22 protein-coding genes are annotated in these 19,629 nt (G+C 61.9%); 14 read left to right on the forward strand and 8 right to left on the reverse strand.

The window, feature by feature from the left end; translation table 11 throughout:
• Positions 1 to 161 (forward strand): helix-turn-helix domain-containing protein (locus GPA21_RS07940; RefSeq protein WP_168987670.1); only part of this gene is annotated, 161 nt, incomplete at its 5' end.
• A 311-nt stretch (positions 162 to 472) separates the two neighbouring features.
• On the opposite strand, the gene GPA21_RS07945 is transcribed toward GPA21_RS07940, so the two are convergent.
• From GPA21_RS07945 to GPA21_RS07970, 6 genes are all read right to left on the reverse strand, one after another.
• Complete coding sequence (locus GPA21_RS07945) at positions 473 to 1,222, reverse strand: hypothetical protein (protein WP_168987671.1); 750 nt, start codon at positions 1,220 to 1,222, stop codon at positions 473 to 475.
• Positions 1,223 to 1,541: 319 nt separating this feature from the next.
• Positions 1,542 to 1,772 (reverse strand): helix-turn-helix transcriptional regulator, encoded by a 231-nt coding sequence (locus tag GPA21_RS21340; RefSeq protein WP_422614193.1) that lies wholly within the window; start codon positions 1,770 to 1,772, stop codon positions 1,542 to 1,544.
• A 134-nt stretch (positions 1,773 to 1,906) separates the two neighbouring features.
• The gene (locus tag GPA21_RS07955) at positions 1,907 to 3,214 is read right to left on the reverse strand and encodes a tyrosine-type recombinase/integrase (RefSeq protein WP_168987673.1); all 1,308 of its coding nucleotides are present in this window, start codon (positions 3,212 to 3,214) and stop codon (positions 1,907 to 1,909) included.
• Between the two features lie 151 nt (positions 3,215 to 3,365).
• The gene (gene fliE / locus GPA21_RS07960) at positions 3,366 to 3,689 is read right to left on the reverse strand and encodes a flagellar hook-basal body complex protein FliE (protein WP_168987674.1); all 324 of its coding nucleotides are present in this window, start codon (positions 3,687 to 3,689) and stop codon (positions 3,366 to 3,368) included.
• Between the two features lie 117 nt (positions 3,690 to 3,806).
• Positions 3,807 to 5,195: a sigma-54-dependent transcriptional regulator gene (locus GPA21_RS07965; protein ID WP_168987675.1), complete on the reverse strand. Its 1,389-nt coding sequence runs from the start codon at positions 5,193 to 5,195 to the stop codon at positions 3,807 to 3,809.
• Between the two features lie 11 nt (positions 5,196 to 5,206).
• Complete coding sequence (locus tag GPA21_RS07970; RefSeq protein WP_422614194.1) at positions 5,207 to 6,358, reverse strand: sensor histidine kinase; 1,152 nt, start codon at positions 6,356 to 6,358, stop codon at positions 5,207 to 5,209.
• Between the two features lie 129 nt (positions 6,359 to 6,487).
• On the opposite strand from GPA21_RS07970, the gene fliF reads away from it, so the two are divergent.
• The 13 genes from fliF (at position 6,488) to fliR (ending at position 17,883) form a co-directional block, all read left to right on the forward strand.
• The gene (gene fliF / locus GPA21_RS07975) at positions 6,488 to 8,173 is read left to right on the forward strand and encodes a flagellar basal-body MS-ring/collar protein FliF (RefSeq protein WP_168987676.1); all 1,686 of its coding nucleotides are present in this window, start codon (positions 6,488 to 6,490) and stop codon (positions 8,171 to 8,173) included.
• Positions 8,170 to 9,171, forward strand: a complete 1,002-nt coding sequence (fliG, locus tag GPA21_RS07980) for a flagellar motor switch protein FliG (protein ID WP_168987677.1) — start codon at positions 8,170 to 8,172, stop codon at positions 9,169 to 9,171. The genes fliF and fliG overlap by 4 nt, the downstream gene beginning before the upstream one ends.
• A gap of 42 nt (positions 9,172 to 9,213) precedes the next feature.
• Positions 9,214 to 9,921: a flagellar assembly protein FliH gene (locus GPA21_RS07985; protein WP_168987678.1), complete on the forward strand. Its 708-nt coding sequence runs from the start codon at positions 9,214 to 9,216 to the stop codon at positions 9,919 to 9,921.
• The gene (gene fliI, locus GPA21_RS07990; RefSeq protein ID WP_168987679.1) at positions 9,918 to 11,315 is read left to right on the forward strand and encodes a flagellar protein export ATPase FliI; all 1,398 of its coding nucleotides are present in this window, start codon (positions 9,918 to 9,920) and stop codon (positions 11,313 to 11,315) included. The genes GPA21_RS07985 and fliI overlap by 4 nt, the downstream gene beginning before the upstream one ends.
• A 165-nt stretch (positions 11,316 to 11,480) precedes the next feature.
• Entirely contained in the window at positions 11,481 to 11,942 is a 462-nt protein-coding gene (fliJ, locus tag GPA21_RS07995) for a flagellar export protein FliJ (protein WP_168987680.1), read from the forward strand.
• Positions 11,943 to 11,996: 54 nt separating this feature from the next.
• On the forward strand, positions 11,997 to 13,307 hold the full coding sequence (locus GPA21_RS08000) for a flagellar hook-length control protein FliK (protein WP_168987681.1): 1,311 nt from the start codon (positions 11,997 to 11,999) through the stop codon (positions 13,305 to 13,307).
• A gap of 145 nt (positions 13,308 to 13,452) precedes the next feature.
• Complete coding sequence (locus GPA21_RS08005; protein WP_168987682.1) at positions 13,453 to 13,989, forward strand: flagellar basal body-associated FliL family protein; 537 nt, start codon at positions 13,453 to 13,455, stop codon at positions 13,987 to 13,989.
• Between the two features lie 14 nt (positions 13,990 to 14,003).
• The gene (gene fliM, locus GPA21_RS08010; RefSeq protein ID WP_168987683.1) at positions 14,004 to 15,014 is read left to right on the forward strand and encodes a flagellar motor switch protein FliM; all 1,011 of its coding nucleotides are present in this window, start codon (positions 14,004 to 14,006) and stop codon (positions 15,012 to 15,014) included.
• Positions 15,007 to 15,480, forward strand: a complete 474-nt coding sequence (gene fliN / locus GPA21_RS08015) for a flagellar motor switch protein FliN (protein ID WP_168987684.1) — start codon at positions 15,007 to 15,009, stop codon at positions 15,478 to 15,480. Before fliM ends, fliN begins: the two co-directional genes overlap by 8 nt.
• 126 nt (positions 15,481 to 15,606) lie before the next feature.
• Entirely contained in the window at positions 15,607 to 16,032 is a 426-nt protein-coding gene (gene fliO / locus GPA21_RS08020; RefSeq protein WP_246261831.1) for a flagellar biosynthetic protein FliO, read from the forward strand.
• Between the two features lies 1 nt (position 16,033).
• Complete coding sequence (gene fliP, locus GPA21_RS08025) at positions 16,034 to 16,774, forward strand: flagellar type III secretion system pore protein FliP (RefSeq protein WP_168987685.1); 741 nt, start codon at positions 16,034 to 16,036, stop codon at positions 16,772 to 16,774.
• A gap of 25 nt (positions 16,775 to 16,799) precedes the next feature.
• Entirely contained in the window at positions 16,800 to 17,069 is a 270-nt protein-coding gene (fliQ, locus tag GPA21_RS08030) for a flagellar biosynthesis protein FliQ (RefSeq protein WP_168987686.1), read from the forward strand.
• 22 nt (positions 17,070 to 17,091) lie between these two features.
• Complete coding sequence (fliR, locus tag GPA21_RS08035) at positions 17,092 to 17,883, forward strand: flagellar biosynthetic protein FliR (RefSeq protein ID WP_168987687.1); 792 nt, start codon at positions 17,092 to 17,094, stop codon at positions 17,881 to 17,883.
• 41 nt (positions 17,884 to 17,924) lie between these two features.
• On the opposite strand, the gene GPA21_RS08040 is transcribed toward fliR, so the two are convergent.
• On the reverse strand, positions 17,925 to 18,155 hold the full coding sequence (locus GPA21_RS08040) for a hypothetical protein (protein ID WP_168987688.1): 231 nt from the start codon (positions 18,153 to 18,155) through the stop codon (positions 17,925 to 17,927).
• 139 nt (positions 18,156 to 18,294) lie between these two features.
• Positions 18,295 to 19,620 (reverse strand): flagellar hook-associated protein FlgL, encoded by a 1,326-nt coding sequence (flgL, locus tag GPA21_RS08045; protein ID WP_168987689.1) that lies wholly within the window; start codon positions 19,618 to 19,620, stop codon positions 18,295 to 18,297.
• Positions 19,621 to 19,629: the final 9 nt, after the last annotated feature.

Consider the following 19,629-nt stretch of genomic DNA (forward strand, 5'->3'; position numbering starts at 1 on the left):
TCGCCGACAGGTGCGGCTTTGCGCGCTCCTACATGAGCCGGATCGAGCGTGGCGGCGCCAATCCATCTCTTGATGCAATCGAAGTGCTAGCCGACGCACTGGGGGTCAAGATGGCGACACTTTTCGCCGACGAGCACGAATCGGAAACCGGCGATCTATAAGGTTTCGTTGAAAATGTCGCGCGTTAAGACAAGCATTCCCAAAAGCCGACCGCCGTCTCTCTAAGACTTCGCTACGTGGAAGCCAAGAGATACATGAACAGCATGTTGGCGCGACAGGTAGAACTAGGACGGACATCCGACAGCAAGTCCGCGATGCGGGGCTACAGGCCGTGACCAGAAAGCGGCGCCGGTCACAGGCTGGAATGACTTTCTCGTCACGGACTGAACCGACGCATTCACGGGCTTCTCAACCCGTGACGAGAATGACGGGAAACAAGGTTTCCCGAGAGAGCACTGATAGAGACTTCAACCTATTGTCTACGCTTGCTGCTTAGCGCCGCCCGGATGGCGTCGAGCTGTCGCCCCACAACGTTTCGCGGCAACTCCTGACCTTCCGGCATCATGGCGAACAGCTCTGCCGTGCGTTTCGGCCGCCAGCCCGCCAGCTCGGCACAGAGCCACAGCACCTCCCGACGTCTGAGGGTTTTCGCCTGCTCTTCCGGGCCGCGTCGGTCGCGAGAACTGCTAAGCGTTTCGGCGATACGATTCACAGCACCATGCCGACGCTCAAGGATGGAACGGCGCAGCCGACCCACATGAGCGGGAATCAGCCACGCAAGCTCCTGAAGCTGCATTTCCGTCAAGGCGAGCGCCTTGACGAGTTGCCCCGGTCGCCTGTGCCCATTCCACAGCGCGAACCGCGCCGCACGAAGGGCCTTGGCCTCACCCTTGTCGAACACGCCTCGCAACCGATCCCACGCGGGGATGTGGTCTGGATACCGGGCGCAAAGCCATTGCAGATCGGCAAGCGCAACAATCTGGCGAGCGTCCGGCACCAACTCATCACACAGGACGTCGAGCATCCGAAAGACGGGCGCGATGCCGCGCCGGTCAAGCTCCCCGCCAAGTCGCAGGGCCGCAACCTCGTTCGCATCGAATAGGGCCGCGTGCCGATACTTCGACAGGATCAGCTCGATAGGCGCCGCTGCGAGAACTGCCGACAGCCGCGCCTCCCGATCCACCGACAGTTCAGCCAGCGCCATCGTCATACCAAACGGCATTCAGAGCGCCGAGCGGGTTCTCGACCAACACAATCGGCGCCCTTCCACGGGAGCCAACGTGCAGCGTGACCGCGCCGCCAAGATCAACCGCATGGGTGATCTCAGAATCAGCCAGTGTCTCAGCGAATACAGCGAAGGGAACCAAATGCAGGTGCTCAGGACTCATCGCGCCCCCTCGACGTCTCCTGAGTGTCATCACCACTCTTTGGGGCCATCGCGCTACGCCCCTGATGCGCGGCCCGTTCGGCTTCAGTGGGATACGGTGCATTCGGCCCGATAGCCGCCTCAAGAGCAGCACAAAGCCGATTCAGATCGGCGCTCATGCTGCCACCCCCGTGCGTTGCTCAACCCAGGTCATAACGTCACTGAGTTTCCACGCGACGCGACGTTCGCCGATTCTCACGGGCGTAGGGAAGCGCCCTCCCTTCAGCAATCGATAGATGCTCGCCTTGCTGAGTGTTGTAACGTCGGAAACCTCGGAAAGCCTGACAAGTTGCTGTTGCATATTGATGCTCCTGTGATATGAAATGGTTTGGATCACCGGAAGCATCCGAGGACGGCTCTACACCTCCCTACGACTGAGCAAGTTCAATGCAAGAATCATCAGCATGTTCCGGGCAGTTTCATTCTGCGCAGTTCATTATAGGAAGCAGCTGCTTATCTCTCGGGTTCTCGGAAAGATAATTACGCGGCTCTCAGTTCGACCACGTTGGCCGCACGAGCAACCTCCAACTTCTCGTCACATACGTCCGCCCAGTCCTGCCACATCTGCCGTAGCTCTTCAATGAACTGAGCGCGGTTGTATGCCGCCCGCACCCGGTCGCCTTCGCGGTGTGCCAAAGCAACCTCGACCACATCGGGCCGATACTTGCCCGACTCGTTCGCCCAAGTCGAAGCCATCGCGCGCAGCCCGTGCACGTCCATCTGTTCGGCAAACCCCCAACGCTTCCGCCAGTTGGTGAGCGTCATCCGGTGCATGGGCTTCGACGGTGTCCGTCGATTCGGAAACACGACGGAGCCGGTCGAGAGTTGCCGCACTTCCTGCAGCAGTTCGACAGCCTGACGACTCAGTCGGACGGTGTGCGCCTCCTTGGCCTTCATACGCTCGGCCGGAATGACCCATACGCCCGCCTCAAGGTCAAATTCCCTCCAGTGGGCGCCCACAACCTCGGAAGTGCGACACCACGTCAGCACCAGCAGACGCAGTGCAGCCTTGGTCAGCGGGTCCGTCTCCGGGGCGTCCTCAAGCGTCTTCAGAAAGTCACCCAACCGTGCGAGCGGCAGAGCCTTGCGCGGAACCTCGCGTCGATTCGCCGCGTTCACCAGAACACCCGCGCGCGGGGTCGGATTCGCATCAACGATTTCCGCATCCTCGGCAAACTCGAAAATCTGCTTGATGTAGCCCCGGCAGTGCTTCGCCGTGACCGGCGAACCCTTATCGATGTCGGTGAGCAAGGAATGCTGTTCCTTACGCTTGATCTCGGCGATTGGCCGCGAGCCAAGCGCCGGCATTACGTGCTTGCTCAGCATGGCGGCGCGGTGCTTGGCCGTGCTGCGGGCGAGATTGCCGTCAGTGGCCTTCAGCCATGCTTCCGCCACTGCTCGGAATGTGTTCACCGTCATAGCTTGCGCCTCGGCATGCTGGCGACTGATCTCGCCCTCGGCATGCTTCAGCGGATGAACACCTCGGACGACGAGCCAGCGCGCCGCCCGATGTGCAATGCGGGCATGCTCAAGCGACACGTCAGGATAGGAACCAATGGTGAGCGTCTGCTCCTTTCCCGCCAGCCGGTAGCGATAGCGCCAGACCTTTGCCCCTGTCGGCGGGATATAAAGCGTCAAACCCCCGCCGTCCGCCAGTTTCATCGGAGCGTCGGCGGGCTTGGCGGTGCGGACACGGACGGCACTGAGCGCGCGCGTGAAGTCATCCGAGGTGAGCCGGTTCTCCTCGGCGATCTGGATCAGCACAGCAAGCGGGGTCAGTGCGGGCATACAGGGTCTCTCTCGCGGTCTATGCCCACAAGTCTACCCACAACACACTGAGTCCACAAGAGACCAAAAGCGACGAAGGGAGACAAGATTTCTCTTATCTCCCTTCAAATTCAGTCAGTTAGCAACTAACGCGAGACCTCGCGATACCCCCTCAGACCGGCATGTTCATGATGTCCTGGTAGGCCGAGACCAGACGGTTTCGCACCTGCACCATCTGCTGGAAGGAGAGACTGGCTTTCTCGAGGTTGACCATGACGTCCTGGATATTGACGTCGGGATTGCCAGCGGAGAACTCGCGCGACATGGCACGCGCCTCATTCTGCGCGGCGCTGACGTCCTTGAGGGCCGACTGCAGTACCTGGGCAAAGTCGACCCCACCAGCCTCGCTCGGCGCGGCGGTGGCGCTCTTGCCGGAAGCAGTCTGCGCGGTGGAGCGCAACTGCCCGATCAACTGGTCGATTCCGCGATTATCCATGGTCCTTACCCGAAGGCTTGTCCGTATGAGTTCAGTTTAGCAGAGCAATCGCCATGCCAAAAGGTGAGAGTGTGTGGCATATGTGACCACACACACACGCCCTGGTTCGCCGAACCATCATATCTCATAGCCTTCATCGCGGTACTGCGCGAGCTTGTAACGCAGGGTGCGCTCGGAAATGCCGAGCTTTTCCACCGCGCGCTTGCGCGAACCACCGAGTTCGCGAAGGGTTTGCAGAATGTGCTCGCGCTCCAGATCCTTCATGTTCGCCGGCTTGTCGCCGACCACCCCGCCCGACGGAGCGGCAATTTCTGCCGGCCGCAGACCCGGTGGCGCTGGCTCGATTACCGGCGGGGGGGCTGACTGGGTGGTCGCTTCAACCCTCGGCATGCACAGCGCAAGCGTCTCGGGTGTGATGGTGTCGCCGCTCGCGAGAATAAGTGCGCGCTGCATGGTGTTTTCCAGCTCGCGCACATTGCCCGGCCAGCCGTGAGTCAGCAGCAGGCGCTCGGCACCGGCATCGAGACGCCCCTTGCGACCAATGCGCCGGGCGTGACGTGCGAGGAAAGCGCCGGCGAGCGGCAGAATGTCACCCGGGCGCTCACGCAACGATGGGATCTCGAGCGGGAAGACATTGAGTCGGTAATAGAGATCCTCGCGGAATCGACCGGCCGACACCTCGGCCGCCATGTCACGGTTGCTGGTCGCCAGCACACGAATGTCGAGCTCGACCGATTTCTTGCCGCCCACGCGCTCGACCTCGCGCTCCTGCAACACCCGCAGCAACTTGGCCTGCAGACCAAGCGGCATCTCGGAAATCTCGTCGAGCAGAATCGTGCCGCCCTGCGCTTGCTCGAACTTGCCGGCCTGCGCGCTCTGAGCGCCGGTGAATGAGCCCTTCTCGTGACCGAAGAGCGTAGCTTCCAGCAGGTTCTCGGGGATGGCCGCGCAGTTGATCGCAATGAAGGGCCCCTTGCGGCGCGGCGAATGCTGGTGGATGTATCGCGCAAAGACTTCCTTACCGGTGCCGGATTCACCGGTGAGCAGCACCGTGGCGTCGGTCTCGGCCACCCGGGCGGCCATCGCCAGAAGGTTACGGCTGCGCACGTCCTCAGCGACGACATCGTCCGACGGCATTGGCGCCGAGGCATAGCGACGTACATGCTCGAGCAGCACATCGGGTTCGAAGGGCTTCATGAGGAAGTCGCAGGCCCCGCCGCGCATCGCCGCGACCGCTTTCTCGACGTCACCGTACGCGGTCATCAGCAGCACCGGCATCTGCGGCAACCGCGCGCGGATCATGGACAGCAGTTCGAGGCCGTCGATGGGCTGCATGCGCAGATCGCTGACGACCAGATTGAAGGCTTGCCGCTCGAGCGCCTGCAACGCAGCGGGGCCGCCATCGACACCGACAACCTGGTGTCCGGCCAGCTCCAGCGTGAGGCCCACTGCATCGCGCAGGGACGCATCGTCTTCCACCAACAGAATGGCGATCTTCTCGCTCATTCGCTCGTCTCCTATGATTCGTCCTGCAGTGGCAGGCTGAGCGTGAATACCGCACCCTCTCCGGGCCGTGACGCGACAGCGATGTCGCCGCCGTGACCGCGTGCCACGCCGCGAGCGATGGCGAGGCCGAGCCCGGTGCCCTCGGCGCGGGTGGTGTAGAAGGGTTCAAAAAGTCGCTGCTGCAGGGCAGGCTCGATACCCGGTCCCGAGTCCGCGACACGGAATTCCACCCGGTCGTCATGACGCGTCACCGAAACCAATACACAACCTCTCTCGCCGGAAGCGTTGAAGGCATTATCCAGCAAATTGGTAACTGCCCCACCGAGCGCCTTGCGGTCGCCGTGCAGTGTCAGGTCGCCGCAATCGCATTCGGCACGAAAGTCGATACTTCGGCTTCGTGCAAGCGGTTCGAGCGTGTGCGCAACCTCGCGGATCAGTTCGCACACTTCGAAACGCTGGCGCCCGAGGCTATCCCCTCGCGCGAAAAGCAGCATGTCGCGGATAAGACGCTCGAGATAGCGAAGTCGCTCGATCGCCCGATCCGCGAGCCGATCCCGGTCGAGCAGCGAAAGCTCGGCCTGACGCAGGTTGGCGGTGTAAAGCATTGCCGCCGACAAGGGGGTACGCAGTTGGTGCGCCAATCCCGCCACCATCTCACCCATTGCTGCAAGACGTTCGTGCCGCTCGGCCTGCTCGCGCATGCGGTGGGTTTCGGTAATGTCGTGCAGCAGCACGATGGACTCGTCGCCGGATTCAAGCGATGCTTCGGAAAGCGACAGGCGCCGATCGCCGCCCTCTCCCCGCAAGATGACTTCCCCCGGAGTTTCCGTAGGCAGGAAGCGCGCAGAGATGCCGGACCACGGCGTCAGCGTATCCACTGTTCCGAGCATGCTCGTCGCCGCGCGGTTCATCTGCATCACCCTTCCCTCGCGATTGCAGACGACGACGCCGGCCGGCAATGCGCCCATCAACACATTCAAGCGTTCGGTGAGTTGCGAAACCTGCCCCTGTAGCGCGTTGTACGCACTGGACAACTCTTCGGAGGCGCGCGCGAACAGGGTGAACGCTTCGGCAAGCTGCGCAGCATCCATGCCCTGGATGCTGGCTCCGGCGTCGGACTTCGGCAAGGAAGGGTTGGCGGGCGGTTTAGTCACGGTTGGCAGATTAATTGCAAGTCAGTCAATAGTAACCGGCAAATAGGCGGCAAAAAATGCCGCTTATCGAACGCTGGGGCTTGTGCTGCACACGTGACAATGCCGCCATCCGCTATTGGGACCGAGAAGGACACGAACATGGCCACCGCCGATACCGCAACCGCACCTGGCGCCGCACCCGGCGCACAGGTCATGCAGCGACTGAACGCCCTGACGCAACGGCAGAAAATGTCCGCCGCAGCGGCGATCGCGTTTGCGCTGTCGCTCATCATCGGCGCCTGGTTGTGGGCACGCACGCCAGACTACGCAGTGCTCTTCGCCAACCTCGACGAGCGCGATGGGGGCGCCATCGTCACCGCTCTGCAACAACAGAACATTCCCTATCGGTTCTCCCCCGGCGGCACCGCAATCATGATCCCCTCGGGCCAGGTCCATGACGTGCGACTTCGTCTGGCGGCACAGGGTATCCCTAAAGGCGGGCTGGTCGGGTTCGAGGTCATGGAGAACCAGCGCCTTGGGGTGTCCCAGTTTCTTGAACAAGTGAACTATCAGCGGGCGCTCGAAGGTGAACTGTCGCGCACCGTGCAGTCCATCGCTTCAGTGTCGGCGGCCCGGGTCCATCTCGCCATTCCCAAGCAGAGCGGTTTTCTGCGCGACGCGCAGCGTCCGTCGGCGTCGGTCATGGTCAATCTGTACCCCGGGCGCAGCATGGATCCGATGCAGGTTGCCGGCATTGTTCACCTGATCGCCTCGAGCGTGCCGCAGATGTCAAACGAGGCGGTCAGCGTCGTCGACCAGAACGGCAACCTGCTCACGCACCGCAGCGATCCGATGATGACCGCCGGACTGGACGCAACCCAGCTCGAATACGTGCGTCAGGTCGAGGCCGCCTATGTGCGACGCATCGAGACGCTGCTCGCGCCGCTCGTCGGCTCGGGCAACTTCCGCGCTCAGGTGACTGCGGACGTCGATTTCAATCGGGTCGAGGAGACCGCTGAAACCTTCAGGCCCAACCCGGCACCGGATCAGGCCATCCGCAGCCAGCAAACAACTGAACAACTTACCCGCGATCCGGGTGCCCAAGGCGTGCCCGGTGCGCTGACCAACCAGCCTCCGGTACCGGCCACCGCGCCAATCACCGACCCGGCGGTACCGGGTACGCCTGGCGAGAACGGCTTGCCGCTGAACAGCAACCGCAGTGCCACGATCAACTATGAACTGGACCGCACCATCCAGCACATCCGTCAATCTCCGGGGCAAGTCCGTCGGCTGTCGGTCGCTGTGGTGGTGAACCACCGCACCGAAACACTGCCGAACGGCCAGACGCGAACCGTCGCGCCCTCTGAGGAAGAAACGAACCGTATCCGGGACATCGTGCGCGAGGCAATGGGTTTCGAAGTGGCGCGTGGCGACAGCCTCAACGTCTCCACCGCAGCTTTCACCGCAGTCGAGGAAGACGTGCTGGCAGCGCCGCCCCTGTGGAAGGATCCGGACGTAATCCAGCTCGCCAAGGAACTCTTCCGCTACTTTGTGGTTCTTCTGGTGATCGGTGCGGCATACTTCGGCGTAGTCCGGCCGTTGATCAAGAGCTTCGAGCGCGAAGCCGAGCGTGAGCGCGAGCGTGAGGAAGCCGAGCGCAAAGCGCTTGAGGCGGCTGCACTGGAAGGCGACGAAGACGCGATTGTCCAACTGGGTGCTGCAGGCAAGGCTGCCCCAAGCTTCCAGGACCGGCTTGAACGTGCCCGTCAGTTGGCACGTGACGATCCAAGAGTGGTGGCCAACCTGATCAAGGAATGGATGGCTGGCGAAGAGGGTAAGAAATGACGACCCCACAGGAAGGACTCGAGAAGAGCGCCCTGCTCCTGCTGACTCTCGGCCCGGACGAGGCCGCAGCGGTACTCAAGCACCTCGGCCCGCGTGAAGTGCAGAAACTGGGCATGACCATGGCCTCTTTGCCCGCCCAGCCGCGGGACAAGGTCGATGGCGTCATCACCGAACTGGAAGCGCATTGCGAGAAAGGCGCGCCGATCGAGGCCAACGAGGAGCACATCCGCGACATGCTCACCAAGGCGCTCGGTGACGACCGGGCCGCCCACATCATCTCGCGCATCATGCAGGGCTCGGACACCGCGGGCATCGAGAGCCTCAAGTGGATGGATGCCGCCACTGCCGCCGACATGATCAAGAACGAGCATCCGCAGATAATCGCAACGATTCTCGTGCATCTGGAGTTCGATCATGCCGGCGAGATCCTGAAGCAATTCACCGATCGCCTGCGTAACGATGTCATGCTGCGTATTGCAACGCTGGACGGCGTGCAACCCATTGCGTTGCGCGAGCTGAACGAGTCCCTCACCCGCATGCTCGCAGGGGCCACCTCGGTGCAGAAAGCCGCCATGGGAGGTGTGCGCCATGCTGCCGAGATCCTCAACTACGTGGGTGCCACTGCCGAAACCGCGGTGCTAGACAACGTCCGCGAATACGACCCTGAGCTTGCCCAGAAGATTCTCGACGAGATGTTCGTATTCGAGAACCTGCTCGACATCGACGACCGCGGCATCCAGACCCTGCTTCGCGAGATCCAGTCGGATTCGCTCATCACGGCACTCAAGGGCGCGGCGCCGGAACTTCGCGAGAAGATCTTCAAGAACATGTCGCAACGTGCGGCGGAAATGATGCGCGAGGATCTCGAGGCCAAGGGACCGGTACGCCTGTCCGAGGTCGAGGCGGAGCAGAAGGAAATCCTCAAGACGGTTCGCCGACTCGCCGAGGAAGGCCAGATCATGCTCGGCGGCAAGGGAGGCGACGATGCCTTCGTGTAAGGCTTGGCCCGAACTGCGCGCCTCTTCTCCCGGAGCCCGGGCATGACGATCACCCGCCATCAGGCGGTGGGCGCCTACCAGCCCTGGCAGCCGCCCTCTTTCGATCCCGCAACGGCACCACCGGACGAACAGGCCGACGGCGAAACCCTGGCCGAGGAAGCCCCCGTCGCCACTGAAGCACAGGACGACACAGCCGCCCCAGACTTCCGTTTGCCGACTGCCGACGAGATCGAGCAGATCTACGAGCAAGCTCGCCAGGAGGGCCGTGAGGCCGGATTCGCCGAAGGACGCGCCGCCGGCTACGACGAGGGCAAGGCGCTCGGCCGGACCGAGGCCGAGCGCCTTGCGAAGCTCGTGGACACGATTGAAACCGCATTTCAGGAGCTCGACCAGCAGGTCGCTCAGGAGATCGTCACACTCGCCATCGCAGTGGCACGACAAATCGTCGGCCATGCAGTCGCCACGGATTCAAGCGCCGTGCTTCACGTAGTACGCGAGGCGTTGCTGCAGTTACCGCAGAACAAGGTCCGCATCCACATCAACCCGCAGGACGCAGCGGGGATTCGTGAGTATCTGGGCGATCAGCTTGAGCAGGGACATCACCATCTGCTCGAGGACGAATCCATCGAGCGCGGCGGCTGCCGTCTCGAGTCGGCTGGTTGCGAAGTCGATGCCACGATGGAAACCCGTTGGCGGCGAGTCGTCGAAGGTATGGGCCGAGACGCCACCACCTGGGAAACCGACGAATGAGCTCGCGTGCTGAACTCTGGGGCAATTTCGTCCGCGCCCATGTCGATCTGGTCGAAAACGTCACGCCCCATCAAACCTCCGGACGACTGACACGGATCAACGGTCTGGTCATGGAGGCCGCCGGGATCAAGTTGCCGCTGGGTGCCGGTTGCCGGATTCTGACAATTAACGGTGGCGAGGTCGAAGCCGAGGTCGTCGGTTTCAACGGCGAACGGCTTTACATGATGCCCACCGACGACGTTTTCGGCCTGGCACCAGGCGCACCGGTATTCCCGATAACACCGACCCCGTCACCCCCGAGAGTCGGCGACGACATCGCGCCCAGACGCCGGACCTCAGATCGCGCCAAACACCTGCCGGTTGGTGACAACCTGCTCGGCCGGGTGGTTGACGGGGCGGGCCGCCCGCTGGACGGGCTTGGCCCACTGGACACCGATCTGACCCGCTCACTGCAGAGCCGCCCTTTCAATCCACTGGTGCGTGCTCCGATCCGGGATGTGCTCGATGTCGGTATCCGGGCGATCAATGCCTTGTTGACCGTGGGGCGAGGCCAGCGTCTGGGCCTGTTCGCAGGCTCCGGTGTGGGCAAATCGGTGCTCATCGGCATGATGGCTCGCTACACCCAGGCCGACGTCATCGTTGTTGGACTGATCGGCGAACGGGGGCGTGAGGTCAAGGAGTTCATCGAGGAAAACCTCGGCGAGGAAGGACGCGCACGCTCCGTCGTGGTCGCCGCACCGGCCGACACGAGCCCCTTGATGCGACTGCAGGGTGCAGCCTACGCAACCACCATCGCAGAGTACTTCCGCGATCAGGGCAAACAGGTGTTGCTGATCATGGATTCGCTGACCCGCTATGCCATGGCGCAGCGCGAAATCGCGCTCGCGATCGGCGAGCCACCAGTCACCCGCGGCTATCCGCCAAGCGTTTTCGCCCGCCTGCCAGCGCTGGTCGAGCGTGCGGGTAACGGGCGGGACGGCGGTGGTTCGATCACTGCGTTCTATACCGTGCTTGCCGAGGGAGACGACCAGCAGGATCCGATTGCGGATTCGGCACGCGCGATTCTGGACGGTCACTTCGTGCTGTCGCGCACGCTTGCCGACCAGGGGCACTACCCCGCGATTGACATCGAGCAATCGATTTCCCGCGCCATGCACAATCTGGTCGCGCCGGAACACTTCGAGGTTGTCCGTCAGTTCAAGCAGTTGTTCGCACGATATCAACGGTCGCGAGACCTTATTGCCGTTGGTGCTTACCAGCCTGGCTCCGACCCCATGCTCGATCGCGCGGTCCAGATGTATCCGGCACTGGAGGGTTTTCTCCAGCAACGCATCGACGAGCAGGTATCCTGGGACGGCGCCATTGGCCAGCTCGCGACGCTTTTTCACGCCTGACCGGCAGTGCCGGCAAGCCTGCGGGGCATGCTCGAGACGCAACGAACGATAGTCCAGCGCATCGCTCAGCGTCGTGACCGATCACACGGAGCCTGCGCACGGTTGCCGTAGAATGGAGTGCTATGGCGATGATCGCCACTGCCTCAATACGATCGACTCAACGCAATGACCAAGCCCTTTCACCTCAAACCCCTGCAAGAACTCTCGCAAAGCAAACTGGAAGACGCAACACGAGAGCTCGGTCGGCTGGTCGCCCACGAGCAGGAAGGGGCGAAGAAGCTCGAGATACTGCAGAACTACCGGGCGGAGTACGAGGCGCGGTTCAGGGACGCTCTTGACGAGGGCATCGGCATGGAAGCCTTTCGCAACTACAGCGCGTTCATGACCCGCATCGACCAGGCCATTTCCATTCAGCAGGCACAGGTCGAGCAATCGCGCCGCAACACCACCGCCGGCAGGCAGACCTGGATGCACCAGCGCAACCGAAGCAAGGCGTTCGACGCCTTGCACGAGCGCCACGTCAACGCTGAGAACCGTCGCGAAGCCCGCAGCGAGCAGAACCTCAGCGACGAACGTGCCACGCGCAAAGCCTGGCAGGCGAGCACCCAGGAAGAGGAAGACTCCTGACGCCTGGCACACTGCTTGCATGGAATGCTCGAACATTCCACCAGGACAGTGGCCATGACCCCAAAAACAAGCGCACTCGACCGCACCGCCAGCCCGGTGCATTTGCTCACTAGCATGCAGAGCAGCACTGCGGAGGCAAACCGAAGGGGCAACTTCGGACAGCTGCTCGAGAACACCATGCAGCCGCAACCCACCGAATCCGCGCGGACACCGAACCGAGATGCGGAACGCCCGAGCGAACGACAGACACCACGCTCCCGGGAAAAGGAATCCCGCCCCGCCGAAGCGCAATCAGCCTCGCGCAGCGACCGAGGGAAAGAGGTCGGAAGCCGTGATGCCGGACCCGAGTCGGACAAGGCCAGCCCCTCGTCCGATGCGGAACGTACCGACCCAACCGGCAATCCGCAGGCCCGCGAAGAGGGAGAGAGCGAAGACACAGAGACCGAGAAAGGTGAGCTGCTACCGCAGACTCACGCAAAGGGAGAAAACGAAGACGCTGAAACCCAGGATCCGGCAAAGCTTGCCGTGCTGGCGGCTGTCCTTGCCGCGCTGCGCGGCAATACGGAAACCGCGGAAACCGAGGAAGGCACTTTGTCGTCGACGCGGCCTGCGCAAGGCGGGACGGCCTCGGCACTATCCGCCGATGGAGAAGGCAAGAACGGCGGCAACCGTCCAGGCAGCGCAAAGAACGCTTCGGCTGCAGCGCAACTCGCCGCCACCAGCTCGGTCAGTGCGTCGGTCGCCAACGAGGCCGCCAAACCGGTCGCAGCGTTACGCTCAACCGAAGCCGTCACTGCATTGGCGTCCGCGACGCTTCCATCCCGGAACGCCGCAACCAACGCCGGTGCCACAGAAAACCTCACCAACATGCCATCGTCCGCGCCGATCACCGCACCCCGCGCCGAGTTGGCGACGCTGCACAAGATGCTGGTCCCCACGCCGGCCGGCCAACGTCAGTGGGCAGACGACGTCGCGAATCGAGTCATCTGGATGGCAGGACGTGGAGAAGGTCGCGCCGAACTCATCCTCACCCCGCCGCATCTCGGGAAACTTGGGGTCTCGATTCAAATGAACGGGGAGCAGACAACCGCACACTTCGTGGCCGCCTCCCCTGTTGCACGCGAGACACTCGAGCATGCGCTACCGCGTCTCCGGGAGGCCTTGCAGCAAGCCGGCATCATGCTTGGCGACGCCAGTGTCAGCACCTCTGGCGACCAGCAGGCGCACAATGGCGGCGAAGGCGCCAGGGGTGGCGATAAGCGCGCGCAATCGAACGAATACGGTATCCTCCCCGAGGCAGCCGAAGTGGCGGCCAACGCCCGGTGGACTCAAGTGGGAAACAATCTGGTCGATATCTTTGCATGAGGTGGATACGGACCCGGCTTTTCTTCTTGGGGGCCGACCGGACCCGTCAGGGGCTGACGGAATTAGGCCCGCTCTGCGCGTCTTTTTCGAGCTTGGATTGCGCGGCAGCTCACTGATAATGCCTCATCGAAGACAGGAGTGATCAATGGCGAAGGACGCCGAGAAGGGCAAGGGCAAGGTTGACGGGGAAGAGAAGCCCAAGAAGGGCAAGAAGCTCCTCGTCATCATTCTAATCGTCGTCCTGCTGCTCGCTTTGGTGGCTGCCGGTGTGGTCGGCATGCTGCTTCTCAAGCGCGGCGGTGCTGCGGAAACCGTTGTTCCAGCCGCGAGCGCCCCTGCTCCCGTGCGAGTTGATCTGTCGCGCCCACCTACATTTGTCGCGCTTGACGCTTTCACCGTCAATCTCGCTCCCGACGAGGGCACCCGCTTTCTCCAGGTCGTCATGGCCTTGCGAGTTGCAGATGCCCGGACCGGTGACAACCTGAAGGGATTCATGCCGGAAATACGCCATCGCATCAACCTGCTGCTATCGAGCAAGCTGCCTTCTGAAGTTGCGACCGCTGCAGGACGTGAAGCGCTCGCAAAAGAGATCGCGGACGAAGTCAATGCAGTGCTTGGCGTTCCACCCGGCGCGGACGGCCCGATCCAGGCCGTACTCTTCAACTCCTTCATCGTTCAATAGAGGAGCCAGGGGCGATGTCGTCTACCGATTTTCTCTCTCAGGACGAGGTGGATGCCCTCCTGCGGGGCGTGACTGGAGAATCCGACGACGTCGATAACGCAGGCGAGGAAGAAGGCGGCGTCCGCAGTTACAACCTCGCCACCCAGGAGCGGATCGTACGTGGGCGCATGCCCACGATGGAGTTGATCAACGAACGCTTTGCGCGCTATCTGCGCATCGGCCTGTTCAACTACATGCACCGCAGCGCCGAAGTGTCCGTCGGACCGATCAAGGTGCAGAAGTACGGGGAGTTCGTACGTAACCTGGTCGTGCCGACGAACCTCAACCTGATTCAAGCCAGACCACTGCGCGGCACTGGCCTGGTCGTGTTCGACCCAAACCTAGTATTTCTGGTGGTCGACAACATGTTCGGCGGCGACGGGCGCTTTCACACTCGTGTGGAAGGCCGGGACTTCAGCCCCACGGAACAACGCATCATCCAGGGCCTGCTGAACGTCGTGTTCACCGAAATGTCGCGTGCCTGGGCGCCGGTGTTCAAGCTGGACTTCGAATACGTCCGTTCGGAAATGAACTCCCAGTTCGCCAACATCGCGACGCCCTCCGAGATCGTGGTGTCCACGGCATTCTCACTCGAACTGGGTGACGCGCAGGCCGAGATGCATGTCTGCTTCCCTTATTCGATGGTCGAACCGATCCGCGACCTGCTCTATTCGACGATGCAGAGCGATCACCTGACCCAAGACAATCGCTGGCTCAAGCTGCTCACCCGGCAGCTACAGACCGCGGAGATCGAGCTAGTCTGCAACCCGGGTTCGGCCAATGTGACTCTGCGCGACGTGCTCGATCTTCACGTTGGCGACGTCATCCCCCTTAACATTCCAAAGCTGATCGAGGCCCAGGTGGACGGCGTACCGGTGATGGAGCTGAAGTATGGAATTCGCAATGGGAGTTATGCCGTGAAGGTGGAACGCTTCGTCGCGAGCAGCGAGGAAGATGCGCTGCACCATGGAGAAGAGAATGGCTGACAACGACGAGAATCAGATCACCGAAGACGATTGGGCCGCAGCCATGATGGAGCAGGCAGCGACCGAGGACAGTGGCGCCGACACCGAGGCGGAGAAAGTTGCAGCCGAGCTGGCCGCAGCAGCGGATGGTTCGCCGTATCAGGCAAAGCCGGCAAGCCAGATTTTTCCGGATTTCGGTGACTCGGACACGAGGTCCGGCAACCTGAGCGATTTCGACATGATTCTGGACATTCCGGTCCAGATGACCGTCGAACTCGGTCGGACCAAGCTTTCCATCCGCAACCTGCTGCAGCTGGCACACGGCTCCGTCGTCGAACTGGACGGTTTGGCTGGCGAGCCGATGGACGTGCTTGTAAACGGCACGCTCATCGCGCAGGGCGAAGTGGTCGTAGTCAACGACAAGTTCGGCATCCGCCTGACCGACATCATTACGCCCGCAGAACGCATGCGAAAGATCCGGAACTGACCGACGAGATCGGTTGCCGGAGCGTCAAAGCTTCGAATTGTCGCGCCTTTTCCCGCCTAATCCAGCCATGTAGCCGGAGCGGGGGACACTATGATTTCCAGCGTGAAAACATGGTTTCCCTGCCCGATGCCCCTCCCTCGCCTCCTCGCTTTCGCGACACTATCCGGCTTCAGCACGGGCTCATTCGCCCAGCAGGAGTTGCCGGGCCTGGCCTCAGGCTTCGCACAAATGCTGCTCGGCCTGGGCGTTGTGATCGCCTTGCTGCTGGCCACGCTGTGGCTGATCAAGCGTCTTTCCGCACCGCGCGGCCCGTCAGCCGGACTGAAGGTGCTGGGCGGGGTTGCCATTGGTTCGCGTGAGCGGCTGGTGCTTGTCGAGGTCGGCGACAAGGTACTTGTGCTCGGGGTTACGGCGAACAGCATCAATACCCTCCATACAACCGATGCCGGTGATCTGGCGCTGGCTCCGCCGCCTGCTGGCACAAACCGTCGCGAGCCGGAGTTCGCCGGCTGGTTGAGGCGGTCGCTGGAACAGCGCAAGGACGGCACCTGACATGTGGGGTATCGTCCGACACCTCCTGATGGCCGGCGTCGTCGCGCTCCCGGCGCTCGCCTCCGCTCAAGGTCTGCCGGCATTCACCTCCACCGAGATGTCGGGCGGTGGCACAAGCTACAGCCTGAGCGTGCAGACGCTGCTGCTGCTGACTGCGCTTTCCTTCCTGCCCGCGGTCATTCTGATGATGACCTGCTTCACCCGCATCATTATCGTGTTCGCGCTGCTGCGCACAGCCATGGGCACCCAGACCTCGCCACCCAACCAGGTCTTGCTCGGTCTCGCCCTGTTTCTGACGTTTTTTATCATGGCACCGGTTGCCGAGCGGGTCTACGTGGATGCCTACCAGCCCATGGCGGTCGGCGAACTGGCCTTCGACGAGGCGATGGTTCGCGCATCGGAGCCGGTCAAGGCATTCATGCTCACCCAGGTGCGAGCATCCGATCTCGACCTTTTTGCCCGCCTGGCCGGCGTCCCACCAGTCGATAGCGCCGAGGAGCTACCAATGCGTGTGGTGGTGCCCGCATTCGTCACCTCAGAGCTGAAAACCGCCTTCCAGATCGGTTTCATTGTCTTCATTCCCTTTCTGATCATCGACATGCTCGTCGCCTCGGTGCTGATGTCGATGGGCATGATGATGATGTCGCCGGTCATCGTATCCCTGCCATTCAAGATCATGCTCTTCGTGCTGATCGACGGCTGGACGCTACTCATCGGCTCGCTGGTGCAGAGCTTCGGATGAGCCCAACGCACAAGGAGAACACGCCATGACACCGACGATGGTCATCGATATTGGCCGTCAGGCCGTCGAGGTGACGCTAATGATGGCGACACCGCTGTTCCTCGCAGCGTTGCTGACCGGTCTCATCGTCAGCGTTTTCCAGGCGGCGACCCAGATCAACGAGATGACGCTCTCCTTCGTACCAAAGTTGGTCGCGATATTCCTCGCGATGGTGGTAGCCGGCCCATGGATGCTGACGCTGATCACCGATTTCGCCTCGCGGCTGATCATCTCGATACCGTCGATGATCGGCTGAAGCGCTCACACGGACCGCAGGCATGCTTGAGGTCACAACAAGCCAACTCGACGCATGGGTAACCGGCCTGATGCTGCCACTCGCACGGCTGCTCGGACTGGTTGCCGCCGCCCCCCTGTTCAGCAACCGCGCCATTTCAGCAAGAATACGTCTGACCGTAGGTCTGGCGATCGCAATGGCGGTACTGCCGGCCTTGCCTCCCATGCCGCCGATGCCCGCCGACTCATGGCTCGCGCTCTCGGTGCTCGCGCAGCAGATGCTGATCGGCATTGCGATCGGGTTCATGATGCGGTTGTTCTTCGCCGCGATTGACGTCGCCGGCGAAATGATCGGCCTGCAGATGGGTCTTTCGTTCGCGATCTTCTTCAACCCGCAGACCGGCGGCCAATCCTCGGTGGTGGCGGAGTTTCTCAACCTGCTCGCGCTGCTGATCTTTCTCGCGCTAAACGGCCATCTGATGATGATCAGCGTGCTGGTGAAGAGCTTCGAATGGCTGCCGGTGGGGGAGATCGCGGCGGCTAACGCCTGGATGCTCATTGTGCGCTACGCGTCAATGATGTTTTTCTCCGGCATTCTTCTGGCGCTGCCCATGGTGGCAACCCTGTTGATCACCAACATCGCACTCGGGGTGCTCACCCGTTCTGCACCACAACTCAACCTGTTTGCGGTCGGTTTCCCTGTCACGTTGACCGTAGGCATGATCGTGCTGCTCGTCAGCCTGAGCTACTTCGCGCCGATGGCACAACGAATCTTCGAGCTCGGATTTCAGGCCATTGACGAATTGATGCGGGTAATGGTCCAAGCGCCCATGTAGCAGACCCCGAGATCCGTTTCAGGCGTGCTTTCAGGCCAAACTCAGAGATCGATCTCGGGCCAGGTTTCCGAACGCGCGAGGCGGATTTCCCCACTCGCGAAACGGTGTGCGAAGGGTCGGGTCGATTCGATCCCTTCCTCATAACGAAGTACTTCGTAGGCTACGAAGCCGCCCTCGGATACAAGCTGCTCAGCATTTCGGCGGAAAATCCGGCGTGCCTCACCCTCCCCCCCGGTCGCGAGCCGCTTCATGCGCGAAGTACTGCGGCTCAAAGAGTGTTAGATCCACACCCGTCGGGAGGGTGCCGTACGCACCAGCTGCCGGGCCACTGTAATCACTAACCGTCTCGCAACCAACCAGCAGAACCGTCGATACGAGTAGCACTGAGATCCGATGCTTCATCTTGGCGCCTCAGTTGATGAAGTTGAATAATGACAGGCCAGTAATCCGAACATAGGACTGCTGCGCGGCCTGCAAAAAGGCCTGCTGTCGTGTCAATCGAGAGATCGCTTCCGCATAATCGACATCCTCCAGACGGGAGATCGCCGTTGCGTACTGAAGGTCGAGATCTGACCCGAGATTCTGCAACTGCTCGGCCTCCACCATTTGCGACCCAACCTGCGCGCGCAGCCCCAGGATGTTCTCAAGCGCGGCGTCCAGGTTCTCCAACGCGAACGCCACTCCGCCTGCAGGACCGACGCCACTGCTGTCGTCGAGCGCGCTGATTGCCACGGCGACGTTCTTGAACATATTGGTCGACGCCACCATGACCTCGAACGCATCGCCGCTCTCGATGTTAGCCGGGTCGTTTGGATTGGCCGCCGGCACGTGGCTCGGCAAGGACACCTCGATGCCATTAAAAGCGTAGGTACTGCCCGGAGCCAGGCCTGTAGCGACCGGGTTCCGCCCCACGCCGGGCACCACCTCCTCAACGCTGAAGCTGCCCGTGGCGGGATTGCCAGGGGTTGTTTCAGCATAGGTAAAGATGTAGCGACGCCCCTGGTTGTCTGGGTTTCTCGGGCTGTCGGGGTCATCCGGGTCGTTTATCGCAATCGAGCCAAAGCTGACCGTCAGCCCCCCTCCTGTTCCGCTATTGGTTGCACCGCGGAAACTGTAGAGCGCCTCGTTGGTCGTGGGATTGTCGGCAGTGGGGGGGCGGGTGGCAGTGACATCGATCATGCGACTGCGGTCGAATACCCTGTCACCAGCGAAGCTTGTCGGCATGTACCGCGACGCACTGACTTGTATCGTACGCTCTCCCTGGTCACCAGCATAGTTCACGCCCGCCAATCCACCCGCGAACGGTTGTGTGTCGGCCCGATAACCGGCAAAGAGATAATCGCCTTGTCCGTCCTGGCTATTGGCGAGCGCGACCAACGCCTCGAACTGCGACTTGAGATCAGTCGCGATGTAGCGCAAATCCTCTGCAGTCGCCGCGCCGTTTCCGGCCTGTACCGAGCGTTCGCGGGCATATTGCAGAATGTCACCAACGCCAACGAGCTTGTTCTCCAGTAGCCTGAGGTTGTCGTTCGCATAGGCGAGATTGTTGGCGAACTGGCTGTTCACCGCTTTTGTCTGGTTCAGTTCAAGCGCGCGGGCTGAAGCGATGGGGTCGTCAGCCGGCGTGAGAATCCGCCGACCTGTTGCAACTTGCTGCTGAGTGCGGACGAGATCGAAGGTCTGCTGCTGAAGCGCGTTCAGACCCCGCTGGTAGATCATGCTGCTCGAGATACGCATGACGGGCTC

Origin of the sequence: Azoarcus taiwanensis (genome assembly GCF_012910885.1) — a bacterium.
Classification (GTDB): domain Bacteria; phylum Pseudomonadota; class Gammaproteobacteria; order Burkholderiales; family Rhodocyclaceae; genus Azoarcus_F; species Azoarcus_F taiwanensis.